Origin of the sequence: Caulobacter sp. S45, assembly GCF_009765965.1 — a bacterium.
Taxonomy (GTDB): Bacteria; Pseudomonadota; Alphaproteobacteria; order Caulobacterales; family Caulobacteraceae; genus CAHJWH01.
On the sequence record NZ_LMUL01000014.1, the window covers coordinates 1,563,608 to 1,582,865 of the forward strand.

23 protein-coding genes are annotated in these 19,258 nt (G+C 62.8%); 17 read left to right on the forward strand and 6 right to left on the reverse strand.

Translation table 11 applies throughout. The annotated features are described in order from the left end of the window. Positions 1-275 precede the first annotated feature (275 nt). The gene (locus tag GSQ87_RS14320) at positions 276-446 is read right to left on the reverse strand and encodes a hypothetical protein (protein ID WP_158916057.1); all 171 of its coding nucleotides are present in this window, start codon (positions 444-446) and stop codon (positions 276-278) included. Positions 447-504: 58 nt separating this feature from the next. Further along, the gene (locus tag GSQ87_RS14325) at positions 505-2,040 is read right to left on the reverse strand and encodes a DUF805 domain-containing protein (RefSeq protein ID WP_158916058.1); all 1,536 of its coding nucleotides are present in this window, start codon (positions 2,038-2,040) and stop codon (positions 505-507) included. A gap of 151 nt (positions 2,041-2,191) precedes the next feature. Here GSQ87_RS14325 and GSQ87_RS14330 point away from each other — a divergent pair, with 151 nt between their 5' ends. The 5 genes from GSQ87_RS14330 to GSQ87_RS14350 all read left to right on the forward strand — a co-directional run bounded on the left by GSQ87_RS14330 (position 2,192) and on the right by GSQ87_RS14350 (position 5,423). After that, on the forward strand, positions 2,192-2,419 hold the full coding sequence (locus tag GSQ87_RS14330) for a helix-turn-helix domain-containing protein (RefSeq protein WP_158916059.1): 228 nt from the start codon (positions 2,192-2,194) through the stop codon (positions 2,417-2,419). Between the two features lie 83 nt (positions 2,420-2,502). After that, positions 2,503-2,880, forward strand: a complete 378-nt coding sequence (locus tag GSQ87_RS23165) for a helix-turn-helix transcriptional regulator (protein ID WP_158916060.1) — start codon at positions 2,503-2,505, stop codon at positions 2,878-2,880. Further along, positions 2,819-3,487 carry a hypothetical protein gene (locus tag GSQ87_RS14340; protein ID WP_158916061.1) on the forward strand — a complete coding sequence of 223 codons (669 nt, stop codon included), beginning with the start codon at positions 2,819-2,821 and terminating at the stop codon, positions 3,485-3,487. The genes GSQ87_RS23165 and GSQ87_RS14340 overlap by 62 nt, the downstream gene beginning before the upstream one ends. Positions 3,488-3,708: 221 nt before the next feature. After that, positions 3,709-4,146 carry a very short patch repair endonuclease gene (locus GSQ87_RS14345; protein WP_158916062.1) on the forward strand — a complete coding sequence of 146 codons (438 nt, stop codon included), beginning with the start codon at positions 3,709-3,711 and terminating at the stop codon, positions 4,144-4,146. 68 nt (positions 4,147-4,214) lie between these two features. Further along, the gene (locus GSQ87_RS14350) at positions 4,215-5,423 is read left to right on the forward strand and encodes a DNA cytosine methyltransferase (RefSeq protein ID WP_158917699.1); all 1,209 of its coding nucleotides are present in this window, start codon (positions 4,215-4,217) and stop codon (positions 5,421-5,423) included. Here the strand turns inward: GSQ87_RS14350 and GSQ87_RS14355 are convergent. Further along, the gene (locus GSQ87_RS14355) at positions 5,420-6,553 is read right to left on the reverse strand and encodes a hypothetical protein (RefSeq protein ID WP_158916063.1); all 1,134 of its coding nucleotides are present in this window, start codon (positions 6,551-6,553) and stop codon (positions 5,420-5,422) included. The two genes, GSQ87_RS14350 and GSQ87_RS14355, sit on opposite strands and share 4 nt — an antisense overlap. Before the next feature lie 1,475 nt (positions 6,554-8,028). Here GSQ87_RS14355 and GSQ87_RS14360 point away from each other — a divergent pair. The 5 genes from GSQ87_RS14360 (at position 8,029) to GSQ87_RS14380 (ending at position 11,923) form a co-directional block, all read left to right on the forward strand. After that, positions 8,029-8,235, forward strand: coding sequence for a flagellar basal body rod C-terminal domain-containing protein (locus GSQ87_RS14360; RefSeq protein WP_158916064.1), 207 nt, complete (start codon positions 8,029-8,031; stop codon positions 8,233-8,235). A 557-nt stretch (positions 8,236-8,792) separates the two neighbouring features. Then, positions 8,793-9,290, forward strand: a complete 498-nt coding sequence (locus tag GSQ87_RS14365) for a DUF2844 domain-containing protein (RefSeq protein WP_216839327.1) — start codon at positions 8,793-8,795, stop codon at positions 9,288-9,290. Positions 9,291-9,299: 9 nt separating this feature from the next. After that, positions 9,300-10,616: a DUF3443 family protein gene (locus tag GSQ87_RS14370; protein WP_216839330.1), complete on the forward strand. Its 1,317-nt coding sequence runs from the start codon at positions 9,300-9,302 to the stop codon at positions 10,614-10,616. Between the two features lie 206 nt (positions 10,617-10,822). Beyond that, a complete protein-coding gene (locus GSQ87_RS14375) occupies positions 10,823-11,374 on the forward strand; it encodes a hypothetical protein (RefSeq protein WP_158916066.1) in 552 nt (183 codons plus the stop codon). Positions 11,375-11,479: 105 nt separating this feature from the next. Beyond that, positions 11,480-11,923, forward strand: coding sequence for a hypothetical protein (locus GSQ87_RS14380; RefSeq protein WP_158916067.1), 444 nt, complete (start codon positions 11,480-11,482; stop codon positions 11,921-11,923). A 15-nt stretch (positions 11,924-11,938) separates the two neighbouring features. Here GSQ87_RS14380 and GSQ87_RS14385 read toward each other — a convergent pair whose 3' ends face one another. Both GSQ87_RS14385 and GSQ87_RS14390 read right to left on the reverse strand, forming a co-directional pair. Then, positions 11,939-12,268, reverse strand: coding sequence for a hypothetical protein (locus tag GSQ87_RS14385; RefSeq protein ID WP_158916068.1), 330 nt, complete (start codon positions 12,266-12,268; stop codon positions 11,939-11,941). Positions 12,269-12,858: 590 nt separating this feature from the next. Then, positions 12,859-13,335: a hypothetical protein gene (locus tag GSQ87_RS14390; protein ID WP_158916069.1), complete on the reverse strand. Its 477-nt coding sequence runs from the start codon at positions 13,333-13,335 to the stop codon at positions 12,859-12,861. A 633-nt stretch (positions 13,336-13,968) separates the two neighbouring features. On the opposite strand from GSQ87_RS14390, the gene GSQ87_RS14395 reads away from it, so the two are divergent. From GSQ87_RS14395 to GSQ87_RS14425, 7 genes are all read left to right on the forward strand, one after another. After that, the gene (locus GSQ87_RS14395; RefSeq protein ID WP_158916070.1) at positions 13,969-14,481 is read left to right on the forward strand and encodes a calcium-binding protein; all 513 of its coding nucleotides are present in this window, start codon (positions 13,969-13,971) and stop codon (positions 14,479-14,481) included. 272 nt (positions 14,482-14,753) lie between these two features. Further along, complete coding sequence (locus tag GSQ87_RS14400; protein ID WP_158916071.1) at positions 14,754-15,581, forward strand: family 16 glycosylhydrolase; 828 nt, start codon at positions 14,754-14,756, stop codon at positions 15,579-15,581. A 136-nt stretch (positions 15,582-15,717) separates the two neighbouring features. Next, a complete protein-coding gene (locus GSQ87_RS14405; RefSeq protein WP_158916072.1) occupies positions 15,718-15,984 on the forward strand; it encodes a hypothetical protein in 267 nt (88 codons plus the stop codon). Positions 15,985-16,100: 116 nt separating this feature from the next. Beyond that, positions 16,101-16,487 carry a hypothetical protein gene (locus GSQ87_RS14410; RefSeq protein ID WP_216839332.1) on the forward strand — a complete coding sequence of 129 codons (387 nt, stop codon included), beginning with the start codon at positions 16,101-16,103 and terminating at the stop codon, positions 16,485-16,487. A 184-nt stretch (positions 16,488-16,671) separates the two neighbouring features. Further along, positions 16,672-17,325 (forward strand): hypothetical protein, encoded by a 654-nt coding sequence (locus GSQ87_RS14415; protein ID WP_158916074.1) that lies wholly within the window; start codon positions 16,672-16,674, stop codon positions 17,323-17,325. Positions 17,326-17,479: 154 nt separating this feature from the next. Beyond that, positions 17,480-17,662, forward strand: coding sequence for a hypothetical protein (locus GSQ87_RS14420; protein WP_158916075.1), 183 nt, complete (start codon positions 17,480-17,482; stop codon positions 17,660-17,662). A 41-nt stretch (positions 17,663-17,703) separates the two neighbouring features. Next, the gene (locus tag GSQ87_RS14425) at positions 17,704-18,798 is read left to right on the forward strand and encodes a mechanosensitive ion channel family protein (RefSeq protein WP_254062971.1); all 1,095 of its coding nucleotides are present in this window, start codon (positions 17,704-17,706) and stop codon (positions 18,796-18,798) included. Positions 18,799-18,903: 105 nt separating this feature from the next. On the opposite strand, the gene GSQ87_RS22350 is transcribed toward GSQ87_RS14425, so the two are convergent. Beyond that, positions 18,904-19,233 carry a hypothetical protein gene (locus GSQ87_RS22350; RefSeq protein ID WP_174241411.1) on the reverse strand — a complete coding sequence of 110 codons (330 nt, stop codon included), beginning with the start codon at positions 19,231-19,233 and terminating at the stop codon, positions 18,904-18,906. Positions 19,234-19,258 lie beyond the last annotated feature (25 nt).

Here is a 19,258-nt window from a genome sequence, read left to right on the forward strand (position 1 = left end):
CTTGGCGCGGCGCTGATTGCGCAAGCTTTCGGCGTAACAGTCGCCGCAGAGCATGTAGGTACGGACACGATACAGGGTTCGCCCCCCTGAAAACCGAACGGTTCTGCGAAACCAGGTCGAGGAACGTCCGCCTGCTCGTCGGATGCGGGTCGTCCCGAACGCGGCGCCTGCCGTTCCGGAGATGCGCCCCGTCTTCTCCTCCCGGCTCCAGCGGTACAGCTCGTTCCTGCCTGCAATCCGCCCGCAATCGCCACATGTCCCTTTGGCGTAAGCCATTAGCGGCGCGGGGGCGACAAACCATTCGCCAGCTCATTCAATTCGGTGATTTCGTCCGCTGTGAAGCCATCGGGTCGGCTCTCGCCGCGGTGATGGATGGTGGCGAACAGGGCCGGAAAATCCTTATCCTCCGACGGCAAGTCGCCCGTACGGGCAGCGTCGTCACTCATGTAGACCTCCTTGCGTAGGGAATAGAGCCCGGCGGCGATCCACCGGGCCCATCGCCAATCAGGGGCAGGTTCCAGGAACTTCGATTTTCGGCTGCGGTGCGAAGGTCTCACCGTTGAAGACAAACAGCTGGCGGGTGCAGACCGGATGCGAGGTGTCGTTACCGGATTGCCACCACGTCTCCAGCAGTCGGCTGTCGGGCTTTCCATCGAAGCGAAGGCCCGGATATTCCTCCCCGCTAATGGGAAGGGGCGCTACTCGTCCCGTTCGAAGATCCGTGACGAACCCGGTCATGCAATCCGAACCGCAGCCGAAAGCCGCGATCGCATACGACCCTGCGAAATTGGGGCCGGCCCTCACACTGTCCACAATGCGAGTGCGGAACATGGCGTACTCACGATCCGCCCCGCCAAAGTCGGGAAACCTCGCCGTCCCGGTGAAAGGCAATGCTGGGTAGGCTGAGAAGTTAGGATCGCCGCCGAAGTTCGCTGTCGTGGGCGTAGCCTCGTCGGGTGACGTGCTCTGAGCGATCGTGTTGGTGTCTGGAACGTCAGCCGCAGGTGTTGCAACGGGCGTGGGCGCAGCCGCAGCCGCAGCCGCAGCCGCAGCCGACGGCTCGACCATACTGACGGCCCTATCGCCCACCACCACCACCCACTTCGTCGGATCGAACGCCGTCTTGGAGACTTCGAACACTTCCGCGTCGGTGACGCTCAAGCCGGGATTGAGGTCGCTGAAGGCTTTGAACGTCAGGTTGGCGGTGGAAGCGTAAGCCGCCGTCTTGCCGGTGTCGGGTTTGTAGATTGTGCCGCTGGGATCGCGCAGCCTGATGTCCGGCATATCGCTGGCGCCGACGGGCTTCCCGGAAGTGTTCTTCACCGAGTAGTTCACCACCACCAGCACACCGCCATCGGCCGCTTGCTCACGGACGATCTCTCCACCCACGTTGGAGGTTTGGTCGATACCCGTGACCGTAACCTCCACGTTGTCGAGTGGGACCGGCTGTCCGATCTTAGCCGGGGCGACAACGGCGCTTTGCCCTGCCCCGCTCGAGGGACCTGCTCTTCCACCGATGTAGGCCAGCGTCCCGACCACCATGACCGCCAACATCGCCAATCCGACGATCAAACCGGTCTTGGAGCGCTTGGGCGGGCCGCCGGGAAAGCCCTGCGACGGTCCAGAGCCGTAGGTCTGCTCCGCCCCATTTGAACCGGCGCCGGACGGCGGCGAGGCGTTCACCGCCAACAGCGGATCACGGCCGAACCGATTCTCGCCCGTAGTCCCTCGTTGTAGCTGCCAGATCAGCAGCACAAGGGAGCCGATCCCGGTGAGTTGAAGCAGTTGCCACCAGCCCGAGCGGCCGCTGTCATGTAATCGGCGAACCGCCAGGGCAAGGAACGGACAGGCTGTGGCCAGTATCAAAACGCCCACCATTGGAGACGGCTTCGCCGGGGAGCCGCCCGCAACTGCGCTACAAACACCCGCCACAAGGATGAACAGGGCCGAGAGCGCCAGCGCGGTGATCCAAAACGCTTTGCGACTCGTACGGCCGTCGAAGTCGGCATACCTGCCAAAGAACTCAGAAAACGGATTCAAAAGGCGCCCCCACTTGAGGTTAGAGTTGGTGAAACGCCAAGCCAACGGCTCGGCGAGCCCCCGTCCGGGATGCGACGGGAAAGGTCACCAGCTCAACCGTACATACTATGTGTGATAAACTCGGCGAAGCTCAGCCGTCAACGGTGCCCGCATGGATATGCGGCGTCTGGTGGGGCGAAACGTCAAACGGTTCAGGCTCGACCGGGGCCTGACCCAGGAGCAGTTCGCTGTGCGCTCGGGGTTCTCGCAGCAATACCTCAGCGACCTTGAGCGGGGCCAACGGAACCCCACGGTCGTCACGCTTTACGAACTGGCCCAGGCGCTCGACACCACGCCGGTTGACCTCATCATCCCCGACGAGGAGGCGGAATCCCGCTGAGGGCGGCGGTCGCCCGAGACCCGGGGCTCCTCGTCATGCCACGTCGCAAAACCATTCGGCCCAGCGCTGAGGCGCTCAAGCGGATGATCGCCGTCAATATCCGGCGGCGACGCTTGGAGGGCGGGATGACGTTGGTGGCTCTCGCTCAAAAGGTATCAGTCTCACCTGCCTATCTAGGACGGATCGAAGCGGGTACCGCCAACACAACCGTGGAAGTGATCGGACGGCTTGCCGAGGCGCTCGGCACCACACCGACTGAGCTAATTAGCCAAGGTAAGACCGCTGGCCATAAGCCAACTCAACCACCCCCAATTGACTCAATAGCCAGACTCACCCCCAGGGTTGATGATTCGGAGGGCTTGATCGGTCGCCCAATCCTCGTGAGATGGAACGCTCTAGATGTCGTTCGAACTGATTGGTCTGGGGAAGCTCCTCAACGCGATGTACGCGACCAAGGCTGACCGCATTTCGATGTTACGGAGCGACATTCGGGATGAACGAAAGAAGGCAAGCGGTTATAGCAGCAGCAAAGGTGGCGATTTTTATGGGCCTTTTTGGGCCGATGCCAAAAATCACATTTCCGGCGAAGTAGATTTACGCGCTTCCACCGCATCCAGAATCTCCTCTAATGGAAGACGCGACCGACTGTATACAATGTTACGCGACGGCTTTTTACTTTGGTGGGAGGAGAATCGCCGCCAGAGAAACGAAGCGTTCACAACAATAGATGACCACATCAAATCCCGCTACGAAGCAAAAGGCTTAGGCACCATCAAAGTCGAAAACACATTGTCTTTTACAATTGGCGAGGACGGCCATCGCGTGGTTTACCCATATTTTTGTGAAGACCCTTCACTATCTGAGGAAGCGGCCAGGCTTGGCCTTTGGGCGATGTCACAAAGCATAACAACCTACGAACTTAAAGATATGCGTATACTTGACGTTATTAAGGGAAGAACGTTTTCCAATATTGACACACCGCTAATTGGAAACGAAGAGGTAATATTCCTCCATCGATACAGTGCAATATTAAGCGAACGGCAAGCCCTCAAAGGGTCCTACGACTGAGCCTCGGCCTCAACGAATTATAGCGCTCATTCAGCCGTTTCGAGCTTCGGCACAAATGGGCCCCCTCCCTGAGCCATTGGGTCGAGGAGATCGGCCTCCCTTAGCCATCGACGAAAGCGAACGCTTCACTCCGGACGGCACGGGGGAAGGCTTGTTCACGCCCTTGCCGTTTGTATATCTGTATGCGACGCGCATCATTCATCCGAAGCGGCGGAAGGCCGATGGACACGGTTCCTCCAGACGTCCGGTCGCGCATCATGAGCAGCGTGCGCTCGACCAACACGAAACCGGAACTGGTGGTGCGCCGCCTCCTCCACTCCTTGGGCTACCGCTTTCGCCTGCACCGCGCGGACCTGCCAGGCCGCCCCGACATTTCTTTTTCGGCGAAACGAAAGGTGATCGATGTTCGCGGCTGCTTCTGGCACCAGCACCCCGACCCGCGGTGCTCAAAAGCGACCATCCCAACGAGCCGCCGCGATTGGTGGGCATCCAAGCTCCAAACTAACATCGATCGGGACAATCGGAACGCGCTAGCTCTTCAGGAACACGGTTGGACCTCCCTCGTGCTGTGGGAGTGCGAACTCACGAATCACGATCAACTCCGAATTCGCCTGGAAGATTTTCTGGGACCGCCGCTCGTGAAGCCTCGGAACGAATAGAGAACACGTTCCCTCGACTCGAACATGCTGCTAAGCAAAGGGGCGGGGGATTTTACGCCATGAGTCGGATGTCAGGATTGCCGCGCCGCACCGTTGTCGACCTTTTTTCGTGCGGCGGCGGCATGAGCGCCGGCTTCTCCAACCGATCCGGATGGCGTCTCGGGGGCGCGGTAGACTTAGAGGTCGCCAAGCCCTCGGGTAAGGGGGCCGGCGAGACCCGCTGCAACGATATATACGAAGCCAATCATGGACTGCGCCCAATCTCGGACGACCTTTTGAAGCTCGACCCCAATGAGCTTCTAGGTCGATTTGGCCTGACACGCGGCAAGATCGGCTGCCTCATATCGTGCGCCCCGTGCACGGACTTTTCTCGCGCCAATCCCGAAAACCACCTAGCCGACCGTAGCCGTAATACGCTCGTCGGCCGGTCAGGCGACTATGTCGAGGCATTCATGCCCGAAGTTTTCGTCATGGAGAATGCGCGCGAGCTGATCACCGGCAACCACCCCCAACATTGGGATCGACTTCGCCTTCGATTGGAACGCCTTGGCTACGACGTCAGGGCGGACGTCCACTTCCTAAGCCGGTTTGGCCTTTCCCAAGTTCGCGAGCGCGCCCTGATCATCGCCTCACGGGTGGGCCCCGCACGAACATTAGAGGACCTGTGGGATGGGTGGGAGATCGACTCTGCGGCCGTTACCGTGCGGACTGCACTGGGTAGGTTGGACGCATGGCTCCAAGACCATCCCCGAGACGCTACCGGGGCAGCGGCCCCCGGCATGGGCCAACTCGTAAGAGCGCGTTTGGCAGCGACCCCCCACGATGGGGGTGGCTGGGCCGATGTCGCAAAGAGCCCAACGACACGCCACCTGCTCACGCCGGACTGTTTGCGGCGATGGCAAGTCCGAGACCTCGGCTCACATCCGGACGTCTATGGGCGAATGTGGTGGGACCGTCCCGCCCCCACGATCAAGCGTGAATGTGCGCACGTGGGAAATGGACGATATGCACACCCAAAAGCTGATCGCCTACTTACGGTACGCGAGATGGCCACGCTTCAAGGCTTTCCCTTTTCCTATCAGTTCCCGGTCAAGTCCGTCGCCAACCGTTATCGTGCAATCGGTGACGCTGTGCCGCCGCTGATTGCTTGGCAAATCGCTGCGTGCGTTCAATGGACGATCACTGGCCGCAAACCGAGCCCGGAAGAATGGGTGATGCCGAATACCTCGCTCCATCTGGAGGATCTGCGCCGGTCAGGGATGCGCTCGGCGGCCTAAAGCCCGCACCACAATTTGACGTTCGCTTTGAAGAAGTCCCAGTGCTCCGGATTTCTCTCACGGCCGCCATCCCATCCCCAGCAGTGGTGGAGGTTGAAGACGTGGGTGAAGCGGGTCAGATCGCGGTTGTTCATAACGCGCCGCTGGGTCCCGCCGCTCAGAATTTCACGGTTCAACAAGGCCATCATAAGGAAACGATCGGTCCTCAGCTCCGTCTGCGTCTCCCTGGAGGCTAGGCCCATACGCTCGTGTAGGTTCGCGGGATCGGTAGCCGTCTTCACTTCGCCCACGGCGTGCTCATGCAGCTTTTGCGCACGTTGGCGTTGGTCCTTCGCGACGGCGTTGAACCGCGTCAAAGCGTCCTGTGCATCCGCGAAGCCCTCCCGCCCAAGGGGTTCGAAAATATTGGCGTCCTTACTGCTAGCAAACACAACGGCGCGTCCGTTGCGGAGCAGCAGCGCTCGAGTGGTCCGGTTCGGACCACCTCGAAGCCAATCATCAACCTCCCTCGGCGTTCGAACTGTGCCGGGTGGTAATTCACCAACCGTATCAACGATGGCATCAGGCTGGAGCTCTCGGATAGCGTCGACGAACGCTATCGCCGCACCTGCGGCGCCAATCGCACCGCTCAAGTTTTGAGTTTGGCCGTGGATACCGATGCTTCGCTGATAGGTGACAAAGGCTGCGAGATCGAAGCCACCGCTGCGCATGTCATCGAGCCACGCATTAAGGCGCGCAACCTCCGCGGTTAATTGCTCTCGTTCGTTCGGCGTTCGGGAGCGAAGGCAAGGAAATAGGATGCGTTGCTGCTTGTCGGAAAGGCCTGTGAGTCCAAGGAAGAGCTGCCGCGCCCGAAAGCCCTTCGGCGACGCCGCGACGTCAATGTGAAGGTAACGCCTTCCCGCCCTCGCCTCGTCATCGATGACCGCCGAAGCGAGCCCACTTTCCACGAGCTTGGTCGCATCGTCCCAATCGGGATCGAAGACCTCTTCCGCCTGGGCCGCTTCGGCGAGCGGAGCGCCGAGCACGTTCTTGACGTAGTTAACCGTCACCTTCGCAAACGCCTCAATGAAGGCGTGCGCCTCTGCCGCTGTTTGAGCGGCCCCCATATTATCGCGATCCAGGTTCACCGAAGCTGTATGCCTGGAGTCGGCGCTCCGTTGGAAGCCCTACGGCTTCAACTAAAGATCGCAGCCCACCTCAACTTGCCTCCGCCAGACCGACCGGAGCCTGAATCGGCGAGAACGAAACTTCGGACAATCCCGTGTCGGGACAAAACGCCGCCACCGACGAACGGTCGCTTCGCTCCCGCTCGGCCCTTCGGGCTTCTCCGGATGGCTCCAATACTATCCTTTAGACATAACTCTATTATCAAGGCTCTCGAACTTAATCGAAAGCCCCGGAGAGGGAGGAACGAGAGACCTTTGGGAACGGAATGCTGCGACGCAGTTATGACTTATCCCCGACGGTTGCCGAGGGCATAGGTAGAACAAAGATTTTATGGGATGGGCACAGTTGTAGTGTAGCGCCAACCATCAGATATTATAGGTGAAATTCACGCTTTTGGCAAGGCTGTTTGACGTCCCCTCCCTGTCAAATCGCTATTTGGGGGCAGCATCGGGGGCGGCGCAAATCAGATTTATCAGCTCCGAACCGGCGGCTTGAACAAATGCCGCACCGCTCTAAAAAGGGGAGATTGGGTTGAGCTTTCCAATTTTCGCAGGCCGACTTACGAGTTTTCGATGAGCGAATTTGGGATTTTCATGAAAAATCTCGAATGCCCGCCATGGATGAAATAGAATATGCGGAGATATCACAAATAAACCTCCGATTTTTCTCAAGTAAGATCGCAATAACATATTGTTTTATAAGGGATATTTTTACAGTTCAGTTCTTCGTAATGCGTAGGTCAGGTGTTCGAGTCACCTAGGCGGCACCACCCAACCTCCCGAAAAGTGCGGATTTCCACATCCCGCTCAGCCAGTTCGCTGGCGACCAAGCCGCCTATTTCGGCTGATGATCTGGTAGCAGTGTTCAAGGACGCCCGCCGGCCAAGATCCGTAGCTGGGCGATGCGCCTGTCGGTGAAGTCGGCCAGCCCGCCTCATCCTTCCCGCTGCTCGGGCGGCCTTAAGCCCTTGGCACGGGAATGATTCATCGGCGCCATCGAATAACAATTTGATTTGATTGCCTTAGAGGGGACCCCGGATGGGAACTGAATCTTCCGTTCACCGATTGCGCCCAGAATGCGAGGGGTCCTGTTCAAGATCGGCCTAGTGGCCGCCACGATAGCGGGGGCGCAGCTGACCTTCGGCAACCCCTGGGCGACGCTCGCCATCGCGGTCGCCGTCGCTGGAATCCTGATGACCAAGGTTCTCTTGGCCCCCCGGTCCAGTCGAACACGTCGATTCAGTAGAGCCGCGCCGTCTCCGAGCCTTTATTCGTGGGCGGGGCGTTCCTTCTGGCGTTCACGCCGACGATCCCAGCGGCGCAAACGGCGTCCGTCATAGACACAGGTCGCCGAGGCCCGCGCCCTTTGGGTCGTAACCATCCTTGTGCGCGAGGCCTTAACGCCGCCAGCAGTAGGAGCGGGCGAGGAGCACGCCATGGACGCCATCTCTATCGGCACGAGCGGAATGATCTCAGCCGCCCAGCGGTTCGAATCCTCGGCTCAGGACACCGTGACCGGCCAGGGCGATCCTGCATCCAACGCCGTCGACCAGATCACCTCCAAGTTCGACTTCGAAGCGTCGGCCCAGGTCGTCAACACGGCCGACCAGATGCTCGGCCGTGTGCTGGATATGAAGGCGTAGCGGCCCCGACGGCTTCTTGGCCAAGCCAGCGCCGTGATGGGCGATCCGCCGAGAGATGCTGCGTCCCCCCTGCGACCTCGAGCCGAAGCTCACGAGCCTCCTGAAGCACGGGCTCCAGCGCGCCGATTGCGCACGTCTTCGCAGCTTCCGGGGCGAGCTCGCATAGAATTCGAATAAGAAGTCCTGCGCCGGCCTGAATTGCGGGAGGCTCGCCGAAGGTTGTCGTCCACAAAGCGATCACTTCGGAGTGGTTCAGGGCGGAGGCGGGCATGACTCGATCCGTGCTGCGTCGGATAATTATCTCCTAACGCCCCGCCAGGGTTCCTGGTTAGCGGCCCGTTAACGTCGATTACATGCGGTGCGGCACGTGGAGCCCGTTGGGATCGCGCGTGGAGCTTCGTATCGAGACGCGCACCGGTTGAATCCACGTTAGACATGCGCCCGGGTTGGCGGTCGGGCTGACGGCCATTATCATCGATTCGGCAGCTTGCGGTCGCGGATGCGGCCGGGCTAGGGCGCGGGTCGCTTGATCTATGTGGCGTGAGGGGAGAGCGGCTTTGTCGATATCCGAACCCGGGCGACCGCTTGGGGCCGACCGTGTCCGCAAGGCCATGGCGATCCTCGCCGGGACGATCTGGCTGGTCTCCGCGCCCATGGCCCATGCTTCCCTCGGCCGGACCCGGGAGACCGTGGAAATGGATCGCGCTCGTTTCGGCGCGCAGATGAGCTCGACCACGACGTCGGCCTACACCTTGCACACCCTGACATTGCCCAGCGGCGCGGTTGTGCGGGAGTTCACGCGCGAAGACGGGGTGGTCTTCGCCGTCTCTTGGCGTGGGGCCGGTCGCCCGGATTTGCGTCAACTTCTGGGCGACGGCTTCGATACGATGCAGGCCGATATCGCAACGCGCCGCCCGCGCGTGCATAGGATGCCTCTAGCCGTGAACCGCGCCGACCTGGTGGTCCACACCGGCGGCCACCCGGGCGCCTTCTGGGGCTCGGCCTATCTTCCGCAACAGGTTCCGGCGGGCTTCTCCGGCAAGGACATGCGTTAGGAGATGGCCATGACCAGGACGCTCTGCGCCCTCGGCGCGCTCCTCATCCTGCTGACCGCCTGCGGCGGCCACGGCGGCGGCTCCAGCGGCGCGACCGCCGGGACCAACACAGCCCCGCCCCCGCCCCCGCCCTTGAGCAACTTCACCAGCATAACCGTGGACCAGGGCCCCGCAGCGCTGGCGACGGGACCGGACGGGTTCATCGCGGCCAACGCGCTCTTCGCCACGGTGACGATCTGCGCGCCCGGCACGACCAACTGCCAGACGATCGACCACGTGCTGGTGGACACCGGATCGGTGGGCCTGCGCCTCCTCCAGCCGGTGCTGACCCCGGCGGTGCTGTCGGCCCTGCCCAACATGACGGACGCCAACAGCTTCCCGGTCGGGGAATGCTACCAGTTCGTCGACGGCTACGCCTTCGGGTCGGTGCGGCAGGCCGATTTCCAGATCGGCGGGGAGCAGGTCGCCAACATGCCGCTGGAGGTGGTCGGGGACACGGGCGCCTTCGCCACCGTGCCGGCCTCATGCTCCTCGGGCGGGGGGACCAATATGGACACGGTCAAGGCCATGGGCGCTAACGGCATCCTGGGTATCGGGGCCAGCATCACCGACTGCGGGTCCGGCTGCACCGGGGCGATCGAGACCGGCCCGGCGACCTACTTCGAATGCCCCAATCCCCAGTGTGGCGCGACCATCACTCGTGCGGATTCCGCCGCCGCGCCGTTCCAGCAGGTACCCAACCCCGTCGCCGCCATGAGCGTGGACAACAACGGGACCATCATCAGCCTGCCGGCGTCGCCCGCCACGGGCGAGGCCACACTGACCGGCACGCTGTATTTCGGCGTCGGCACCCAGACCAATAACGGGCTCGGGTCCGCAACGGTGCTGACCGCGACGGGTTTGACGGGACCCTTTGGGTCAGGACTGCTCACCGCCATCTACAATGGTCAGACCCTGCCCCAGAGCTTCATCGACAGCGGCAGCAGCCTCTATCTCTTCCAGGACAGCACGTTGCCGGCGTGCTCGGGCAAGGACTTCAACGGCTATTACTGCCCCACCGCGGCGACCCCGCTGAGCCCCACGCTCCAGGGACAGAATGGCGTCACCGCCTCCGCCGCGTTCAGCCTCAACAACGCCCAGACCCTGCTGTCGGGGAGCAATTCCGTCCTGCCCGGGCTGGGAGGTAATCCGGCCACGTTCGCTTTTGCCGATGTGATCCCGAGCAGCTTCGACTTTGGGCTGCCGTTCTTCTACGGCCGCAACCTCTACACCGTCATCGAGGGGCGCAGCGTGGGGACCACGGCCGGGCCGTTCTTCGCCTACTAGGGCGAAACTATCGTCGGCTCGCGGTCGGATTGATGTCTACAGTGGGCGTGGTTCGCGGAGAGATCGGCGAGAGCTGACGAACAGAGCTCGGCTGGGAAGCGGCGAGACGGGAGCTGGCTGAAATGAGACCGCGGGCGTTTGCACTTTTCCTCCTAACGGCGCCGCTGATCTGCGCCGGCTGCCATCGGGAGGAAACGGCTCCCCGAATGGACACGACCGCCGCTTGCGGTTCGGACGTGACGTTGGCCCAACTGAAGCAATCGCTGCTGCCGCCCCAAGACCACCCCGGCCGGCGATACCTCCAGCGCGCGCAGGCGGCTCGGATCACGCTCAGCGACATCACCCTGACCGGTTACGACCAGAGCACCGGGACAGCGCACTGCCAGGCGACCGCCCACCTGATCTCACCCCCGGTGCAGAGCGATCCGTTGGCCGTGCAGCAAATCTCCTACACGTCCCAACAGCAGCCGGACGGGTCGGTGAGGATTTCGAGCCCCCACGCGCTGGAGGATGGCGGCCTAGACCAATTCCCCAAGCTGCTAAGGCAAAAGCCCACCCTCTCCCCACCTGCCCACGTCGCGAGCTCAGCGCGCTTGCCGGTGGACGCCGACTCGGCGACGGCGCCCTCGACCGGGCCGGCCGCAAACCTTTCGGACGAAGCTCAGCGCCTCGTCGACCAGGCCGGCGATACCCGGCCAGCGAATGAGGACGGGACGGACCGGAACACGGTTTCAACGATATCGAACAGCACGTCCTAAACGGCTCAGCCTGTCCACCACCGCCTTCGCGGAGCGACACCGGCCCACCTAGTGGGCGGCGTCCGCTCCCCCTATGAGTGGCCGAGGCAAAAAGGTACGCGGGCGTTGACGATCACCCCTGGGGAAATTCGGGTCCTACTTGGCTGCGCCTGGGCCGTCGTCGGGTGCGCCATCACCATTAGGATCGGCGCGAAACCGGAACGGAACGCCGCCATCCTGATGCTGGTCATCTGGGTGGCGGTCACAGCGGTGCAGTTCCTCACCGGCCGAGTGTTCGAGCCCGTCCTTATCGGCGATTTCGCTTATGGGGTGGGGCTGCTCTGGTTTGCGGTGCGCTACAACAAGGCGTGGATCTGGCTCATGATCGCGTTCGAGGCCGTGCTGTTTTTCATCCACGCGTCCCTTTATCAGGCGCAGCACGTCGTCGGTCTGCTTCACCTCATCGCGAACAACCTCATCGCCGCCGGCGGGCCCCTTGTGCTCTTGATCACCGCCTTGCGGAGCCAAACGGAACGCAACAGGGCCAGGACAGCTACGATCGGCGGCTGAGCAAGGGCGAACGGCTTATCGCGGTGTACGGCCGGTGGAGCCGAACGTCGTCGGAGACGCTCTCCCAAAGACCCCCCTGGGCGCAGCGACGCCATGGTTCAGCGCGATCTGGCTCCAGAATGTCGTGATATGTTCGATGGCGGGGTTGGCGATAAATCCCCGGAGATGGGCCTGGGAGACGATCTGGTAGCCCGCCTCGTTCCCTCGTCGCCACGCCAGTTGAAGCTCGAGCACGGTTGCACGGTCGGCGTCGAGGATGAAGTCGGCCCCTTCGAGGACGCCAGGGGTATGCGATCGCAGCCGCACGCCGAGATCCGAGTCGTCGAGCAGGGCGGCCTGACCCACGAACCGGTTTCTATCAAACACGTAGATGGATGCATCGCGCGGGCGACGCGGGGCTAATCGCTTGCTCTTCGGGGGTCCCCGACGGCCCAACAAGCCCAACATGAGAGGGCCTCCTGACGAATGGTGCCGGCTAACCCTACCGGCTTGGCCTTAATGGAAAGCTAGCTCGCCCCACCCTGCAAGGACGCGAGAAGGACAGCGCACCATCTATCCCCGGCGCTGAAGAAGGTTGGCTCTCAAGCGGATGCCCCCCCGGCCCGCCCCGCCGCGGCGGCCCCCTTGCGCGTATCGCGGACTAAGGTCGCCCCGCGACGCCCGAGATGATGAAGGCGGCCAGGAAGTAAAGCGCCCCGCCCGCGCCGATCGCCCATACGATGTCCATCTTGTTTCGTCCCAATGGGCTCTAGCGGCCCAATACGGCAATTGTGGCCACATTATTTCTAAACCTGCAACATTACTCGCCTCTTAGGAGGCGCCGCGTTCGGCTCGGAGCAGACACGCGTCGATCCCTTCCGATGATGGCCACCTGTCCGGCTGACGACGGAGGCTGAGCAAAGGCGACGGGGCGGCCATGGCGACCGCCCCTCGGTTCACCAACGGTCTTGTTCGCGGACACGAATCCAGTGGATCGACCGGCCGAGCTGGTCGAGGCGATCATTGATGAACTGACGATCGGTCGCGTTCAGGTCCGCGCCGTCCCGCTGGGCGAGCTCCGCTTCCTGCGTTCTGATATTGCGCAGCTCTTCACCGATGCGGTGCGCCTCGCCCGGAGAGAGATCGCCCGCGTCCACGGCCTGCTGGATGCGGGCCCCGTCACGCGCCTCGCGCGAATGGATCACGTCTATGGTGGGCACGGAGGCCAAGGCGGGGGGAGCCGAGGGTGGCGGCCCATCGGTATCCTGCGCCAGGACCGGCCCGGCGACGATCGCCGCCGTAAGGGCGAGCGCTCCAATTAGCGTTTTCATGTTCTTCCTTTGCAGGTGGCCTCGCGGGACTGTGGAACGCGCGAAAGCGGATTCCGTCTTTCCGGAGGCGTGCGATCGGCGCGGGCCGCGCTCGCGCTTCAAGGGTTCGCGATCGGCAGATTGTCAGGCGCATATGAGACGCTTAGCCCATCGACGGCCCAAGGGGTCCGCTGCGCAGGCTGCCCAAACGCCTGGGGCTTGGCCGTGGCCGTTCGCGAGCACCGGAGGCTGTATTAACATTTCGCTACAGCTGGCTAGGAGCCGTCGCCCACGCTCAAGCTTAAATTGGGGCTGCATCGACGTGATTGGTGGCCATTTGTGTCATCTGAACTACACCTGAAATTTTCGCTAGATGCACAGCACACCCACCAAATTGGCCGACAAGCTCAGGTATTTTCCATATTATTATATTTTATCAGTGCCTTATGTGAATTCACGACGCCCCGGAGAGCAAACTCAACCTTAACGATTACGGTTAAAAAACCCCTTATGGGTGAATAAACGAGGCAAACGGCCTCGGCGACTCTTCCCGACGCCCGATTTGCTCTTGTTAAAGGGCAGGCCAATCGCGGCTCGAACCGCCGATTACAAGAAACCCTACGACGAGATTGGTATTGACGGCCCTGAACAACTGTGGCCTTAAGCCTTACCTAACGCCTCGTTAACCTGAGTTTTCGGTAAACGGGTGCTGTTTCCAGTGAAGCGTATCCATCAATCGATCTCAGGGGTTTCCACATGACCACTCTCACCGGAACTGCCGGCAACGACACCCTTGTGGGTAGCGCTGGCACCAACTCCCTCTCGGGCGGCGCGGGCAACGACACGCTCATCGGCGGCGCGGGCAACAACCACATGGTCGGCGGCTCGGGCGCCGACGTCCTGGTTGCGGGCGCAGGCTCGAACGAAATGATCGGCGACAACACCGCGTCGGTCCAATCCACCGTCGGCGGCGCGGGCAACGACGCCTTCGTCATCTCGCTGAAGAGCCTGGAAGCTGGCGGCTCGGACGTCATCTATGACTTCGGCGGCGCGGGCGGCTGGTCGGCGACCAACAACGACTTCATCGCCTTCACCGGCTTCTCGGCCGGCAGCGGCGTGACCAACATCGTCGACTCGACCAAGGTCGCCGGTCTGGCCTACTACACCATCCATGACGCGGCGACCGGCGACAACTTCACTGTCGCCATCGAGTCGACCGACGGCAACCACCTCGCCAAGTCCACCGGCGATTTCAACTTCTACTCCTAAGTCCAGATTGGAACCTCGCTCATCGAGCGCTGGATTTCCACCTGTACTGCCGAGATGATTTTAAGGGCGGGTCTCATGACCCGCCCTTTCTATTATATATCAGATGGATCTTGGATGATCCGCCCGACCGTTCCCGTTACGAAGAGCCGCCCTTGGCGGCCGCAGGGTGATGACAGCCCTCGCAGACGGACCGCTTCGGGGACGCCTACCTCGCGGACCCATTCCCGCCTAACATGTCGCCTATGGTCGCTTGCAGGCATCTCGGTGACACCATGAAATCGACAGCTCTTCTCGTTGCGGGCCTGTGTCTCGTCGCGTCATCGGCCACCGCCGCGCCGCCCGCGACCATGGACCCCAGCACGCTGGGCAAGGAAACCTTCAAGGAGACCTTCGCCAAGCTGGACGCGGGGCCGGACGCGACCGCCGCCTCCCGCCCGCTTCACCGTTGGCGCACCATCCTCAAAGGGGAACAAACCCCGCCCAGCCCCTACTCGCGCACCATGACGTCCACGACCTGGTTGGGCGACACCACCGACGGCAATGGACCGACGCCCTTCACCATCGACGCCAAGGGATTGACGATCAACGCCACCAAGCAGGGCCAGCCCTTCGGCAGGTCGTGGCGGTCAGGCATCTTGAACACCAAGTTCACCTTCAGCCAACTCTACGGCTATTTCGAAGTGAACGCCGACATCCCGACCTGCGAGAAGGGGACATGGCCGGGCATCTGGCTCATGCCGACCTCCGGCGCGTGGCCGCTGCACGGGGAGATCGACTGGCCCGAGGCCGTCGGCAATGGACATTATTATTGGACCGCCCACAGCGCCGCATCGGGCAAGGGAACGCAGGTCCAGGTGGTGACGCCGGCCGATTGCACCCGCGGTTTCCATCGCTACGGCGTGCTCTGGGGACCGGAGACGATCGCCTACTATCTGGACCGCAAGCTGGTGGGCCAGGCGCCGACTCCCGCGGACTACACCCTGCCGATGTATCTGCTGATCGATCTGAACGTCGGCGGTTCCTGGCCGGGCTGGCCCGATCACAGCCTGACCAGCGAGAAGATGGTGGTTCGCGGTGTGGACGTCTGGGCGGCGCGGTGATCGCCGGCCTATAAGGCTCCGAGCCGATGTCGAAAGCGGCGGATGGCGCGCTTTCCTCGGCGAAAGCCGCTCGCGACCCGTGGCTAAGGCGGGTGAAAGCGTAATAAGCATGGCGTTCCAACAACGGGGAACCACGATGTCCGCCAAGAGCCTCTGGCCCAAGCGCACGAGAGACGCGCAGGTGATCGACGGGGAATCGCGCGTCGTGCAAGGCCCCTGGGAAAATACGCAGAAGGTGCGGCCCGCACGCGAGCCGATCTTCAAGCGCGGCCGGCGCGAGCCGATCATCAACAGCTGGCGCGGCCTGGCGATCTGCGCGTTTCTGCTGTTCGTCGCGCCCCCGCTCGCGGGCTGGGCCGGGCGCATCCTGATGCACATGTTCTTCGGTTCAGCCGGTCGCTAAGGCGTGGCGGCGGTTTGAGTCGGTGGAACAAAGATCGGCGTTGCGCGCGCGGCGTTTCGCGACAATTTTTTGCCTGTAAGCGTTCGTTCGGCGAGTCTGGATTCATGAACACGGATGTGACTGTCAGAGCCCGGTCCCCAGCGGCCTGTGTCGCCGCGATCATGGCCACGGGCTTGGTGCTGGGCGGCTGCGCCACTCAAATCCAACCTCCGCCGGAAAGTGTAAAGACGGCCGTCGGGACCACGGACCCACATGTCGCCAAGGCGGGCAAGGGCCTGTCGATCAACATGCCGATCGGCGCGGTCGCGGCCGATCCGGCGGGGAAGGCCGTCTTGCAACACGATCTGCCCGGACTGCTCGAACGCCCCGAGTATGCGATGTTCAAGACTATGAGCCTCAAGGCCCTCGCCCCCCTGTCGAACGGCAAGATCACCGCCGCCAAACTCGCCCAGGTCCAGCGCGATTTGGCAGGCGTGGGGTCCAAGAGCGGATCGCAGCGCTAAACCCTCCGCATCGGGACGCCGCCGACCACCTCCGACAAGATGCCGCACAGCGGACGAAGGAAGAAAGCTTGGCCATAAATCGCCGTTAATGCGAATTCTTTAAACCCGCCCCATCCAATTCTTCCGATATGTGAGGGGCGTAGTGCTTATTTCAAAATTCAACATCGCATCATTTATAGTTCCGATGGCTGTATTCGCCGGCTCGGCGCAGACATGTCAGGCGCAGATGCTCTCGCCGGACCGTTTCGCCGTGGGCGTCAGCGTCGGCTCAGATGGCGTGGGCGGGGATCTGCAATATTCACTGAACCGCTTCGTCGTCCTGCGTGGACGCGGGACCTGGCTCGACTTCAACTACGCCGGGAACGCCGGCGACCTGCATTATAAAGGCAAGTTCGACTTATCCCAGGGCGGCGGCTTCCTGGACCTGCACCCCTTCGCCAACCCCTTCACCGTCAGCGTCGGCGCGGTGGCGGGCGCGCGCAGGGTCGACCTCGGCGCCGTCTACCGCACCTCGCTGACCATCAGCCATATCCCGGTCCCCCCGGCGCAACTCGGCACGGTCGGCGGCGAGGCCACGCTGTCCAGCCCGGCCCCGTTCGTGGGCGTCGGCTTCGACAACACCTTCACCACCCGCTCGCACATCGGCTTCAAGCTGATCGCGGGCGTGGCCTTCAGCCATGCACCCGACGTCTCGCTGGCGCCCACCAGCGGCCTGGTGACCCAGGTCCCCAGCCTGGTCGCACCCGACATCGCCCAAGCCGAGCACGACATCCGCCAGGACGGGCGGGTGTTTCAGTACTATCCCCAGGTTTCCGCCGGGATGACCTACCGCTTCTAACGCCATGCATCCTCGGAGTGAGCGTATCCGGTCGCCGGAACGGCCGCTTGCGCTCACTCGCCTCTCCGCCCCCGCTTCACGGAACTTGCGCCCCCCCCAGGCATTGCTGCAATGCAGCATCACCGGGCCTCGCGCCCGCCGGACGGAGAGCGATATGTACACCCTGGACGCCCAAGAGAACCTGATCGGCGACGTCTACGAGCTGATCGAGACGAGCAAGATCGAGGGTGTGGAAGTCCACCGCCCCTTTCTGGGCAAGGCCGTCATCCGCTGCTCCACCAAGCAATCCGCCGAATTCCTCCGCAGCTCGATCGAGGGCCTGCGCGTCGGCCAGTGACCGCACCGAGGCGGTGAATCGCGCTTGTGGGCGGAGCCGTCGTGCCGCCCCTAGGTAAGGTACGCGCCGACCTGCTGTTCGGCCTGGGCTGGATGCCGCCCTGGGCCGCGACGATCCTGATTATCGGCCTCAGCCTGGCGGCGGGGTGGGCGGTGCAGTGGGTCGGTTATCGTCTCATCCAACGGTTCGCCCGCAAAGGACCGCCATTCTGGCGGGCCTTGAGCGCGCGGACCCGGGGACCGGTGGCGCTGGCGGTGATCATCGTCGCCGCATCGATCGGAACCTCGCTAGCGCCGATCACCCGCAATGCCGGACCTCTGGTGCGCCAGGTCCTGGCGATCGCCTTCGTGATCCTGCTCGGCTGGATCGCCACCAGCGTCATGCAGGCGGCATCCGTCCTGTACCTGAAGCGCTACAGGATCGACGTCGAGGATAACCTGCTGGCGCGCAAGCACCGGACCCAGGCCCTGATCCTGGAGCGGGTGCTGCAGTCGCTGCTGTGGGTGTTGACCCTGGCCTTCGCCCTGACGACGGTGCCGGAGGTGCGCCAATGGGGCGTCAGCCTGCTGGCCTCGGCCGGCGCCGCCGGCATCATCGCCGGCCTGGCGTTGCAGCCCTTCCTGACCAACATCTTCGCCGGCGTGCAGATCGCCATGACCCAGCCGATCCGGCTCGACGATGCGGTGATCGTGGAGAACGAGTGGGGCTGGATCGAGGAGATCACCACCACCTACGTGGTGGTGCGCCTGTGGGACTGGCGGCGGATGGTGCTGCCGCTGACCTACTTCATCCAGAAGCCGTTTCAGAACTGGACCCGCGACTCCGCCTCGCTGATCGGGACGGTGATGCTGTATGTGGACTACGCCACGCCCGTGCAGGTGTTGCGCGACAAGCTGGGCGAGATCGCCGCCGGATCGCTGCTCTGGGACAAGCAGGTGGTCAATCTGGCGGTCACCGACTTCAGCGAACGGACGATGCAGGTGCGCTGCCTGGTCAGCGCCCGCAACGCCGGCCAGACCTTCGACCTGCGATGCGAGGTGCGCGAGAAGATGATCGCCTTCCTCCAGGAACACTATCCCCAACACCTGCCCCTGCAGCGCAACCAGCTATCGGTGGAGACACCGACGCCGGCCTGATCGTCGAGCCGCATAAAAAGCTTGACCATTCGGAGGAGCCAAACGGGTGTCAGCACGTTCCCAACGGATAAGTTGATCAGGAAACGGGCGATGACCTCCAAAACCTTAACGGCCGCCGTCGCGGCGCTGACCCTCCTTAGCGGTGGCGTCTCCACCCTCGCCTTCGCCCAGGACAAGGGCGGCGGCGGTCATGGTGGCGGCGGTGGAAATCACGGCGGTGGCGGGAACCACGGTGGCGGTGGCGGTGGAAATCACGGCGGTGGCGGGAACCACGGTGGTGGTGGAAACGGCGGCGGCGGCCATGGCGGCGGTGGAAACCACGGCGGCGGCTTTGGCGGTGGTCGTGGTGGCGGCGGTCATGGTGGCGGCGACCGGGGTCTTGGCATCGGCGCGGGCCTGGCGCTCGGCGCCGTACTGGGCAACTATGGCGGCCATCCCTATTATTGCCGCAACCACCGCC